This is a genomic window from Nocardioides ureilyticus (assembly GCF_051280745.1).
Classification (GTDB): Bacteria; Actinomycetota; Actinomycetes; order Propionibacteriales; family Nocardioidaceae; genus Nocardioides.
On the sequence record NZ_JBNCOG010000072.1, the window covers coordinates 1 to 2,094 of the forward strand.

A 2,094-nucleotide genomic window follows, 5' to 3' on the forward strand; every position below is an offset into this window, starting at 1 on the left:
CGGTTCGCCGGGGACTCCGGCGACGGCATGCAGCTGACCGGCGACCGGTTCACCCAGGAGTCGGCGTCGTTCGGCAACGACCTCGCGACCCTGCCCAACTTCCCGGCCGAGATCCGGGCGCCCCAGGGGACCATCCCGGGCGTCTCGTCCTTCCAGGTGCACTTCGCCGACCACGACATCCTCACCCCGGGTGACGCACCCGACGTCCTGGTCGCGATGAACCCCGCCGCGCTCAAGGCCAACCTCGGCGACCTGCCCAAGGGCGCGACGGTGATCGTGGACTCCCACGACTTCACCACCCGCAACCTCGCGAAGGCCGGTTACGAGTCCAACCCGCTCGACTCGCTCGGCGACGCGGGCAGCCCGCTGGGCGACCACCAGGTGCACGCGGTGGACCTGACCGGCATGACCGTCGAGGCGGTCAAGGAGTTCGGCCTCTCCCGCAAGGACGCCGCGCGCGCGAAGAACATGTTCGCCCTCGGCCTGGTCTCGTGGATGTACGGCCGCCCCACCGACTCGACCACCGCGTTCCTCACCAAGCGGTTCGCGAAGGTCCCCGCCATCCGCGACGCCAACATCGCGGCGTTCAAGGCCGGTTGGAACTTCGGCGAGACCACCGAGGCGTTCGCGGTCTCCTACGAGATCAAGCCGGCGCCGGTCTCGGCGGGCACGTACCGCAACATCACCGGGAACCTCGCGCTCTCCTACGGCCTGGTGGCCGCCGGCGTGCAGTCCGGGCTCCCCGTGTTCCTCGGGTCCTACCCGATCACCCCCGCCTCGGACATCCTCCACGAGCTCAGCAAGCACAAGTCGTTCGGCGTGACCACGCTGCAGGCCGAGGACGAGATCGCCGGCGTGGGTGCCGCGATCGGCGCCTCCTTCGCCGGCCACCTCGGCGTGACCACCACCTCCGGCCCCGGCATCGCCCTGAAGTCCGAGGCCATCGGCCTCGCGGTGATGACCGAGCTCCCGCTCCTGGTCGTCGACGTCCAGCGCGGCGGGCCCTCAACCGGGCTGCCCACCAAGACCGAGCAGGCCGACCTGCTGCAGGCCATGTTCGGCCGCAACGGCGAGGCGCCGGTGCCGATCGTCGCCGCCCAGTCGCCCGGCGACTGCTTCGACGCCGCTCTCGAGGCGGCGCGGATCGCGATCACCTACCGCACCCCGGTGATGCTGCTCTCCGACGGCTACCTCGCGAACGGCTCCGAGCCGTGGCGGGTCCCCGAGGTCGCCGACCTGCCGACGATCGAGCCGGACTTCGCCACCGAGCGCAACCACGTCGTCAAGACGCTCGAGGACGGGACGGAGGAGAAGGACTTCTGGCCGTACCTGCGCGACGAGGAGACCCTCGCCCGCCCGTGGGCGGTCCCCGGGACGCCCGGGCTCGAGCACCGCATCGGCGGCCTGGAGAAGGGCGAGGGGCACGGCAACATCTCCTACGACCCGGCCAACCACGACTTCATGGTCCGCATGCGCCAGGCCAAGGTCGACCGGATCGCCGAGTCCCTGCCCCCGACCCAGGTCGACGACCCGTCGGGCCAGGCCAAGGTGCTCGTCCTGGGCTGGGGCTCGACCTACGGCCCGATCGGAGCCGGCGTACGGCGCGTCCGCCGCGCCGGCCACCACGTCGCCCAGGTCCACCTGCGCCACCTGAACCCGTTCCCGAAGGACCTCGGCGAGATCCTCCGCCGCTACGACAAGGTCCTCGTGCCGGAGATGAACCTCGGCCAGCTCTCCATGCTGCTGCGCGCGAAGTACCTCGTCGACGCGGTCGGCTACAACCAGGTCAACGGCATGCCGATCAAGGCCGCCGTCCTCGCCGAGGTCATCGGCAACCTCGTCGCCGAGGTCGAGGGCATCGAGATCGACCTGGCCACGCTCACCAGCGCCCACACCACCCCCACTGCCGAGGAGGCAACCCGATGACCGCCCTCGCGTCCGGTACCGATCTGCCCACCCCGGGCCTGCGCTCGGGCACCGAGCTGGTCCCCACCACCGACCAGGCCCAGACCGGCAAGGACTTCTCCTCCGACCAGGAGGTCCGCTGGTGCCCCGGCTGCGGCGACTACGCCGTGCTCAAGGCCGTCCAGGGCT

General features: G+C 71.1%; 1 protein-coding gene. It reads left to right on the forward strand.

The genetic code is table 11. The features are described 5' to 3' along the window. Positions 1-1,926: 2-oxoacid:acceptor oxidoreductase subunit alpha (locus ACSMHG_RS19490; RefSeq protein WP_435748240.1), on the forward strand; the 1,926-nt coding region annotated here is incomplete at its 5' end. Positions 1,927-2,094: the final 168 nt, after the last annotated feature.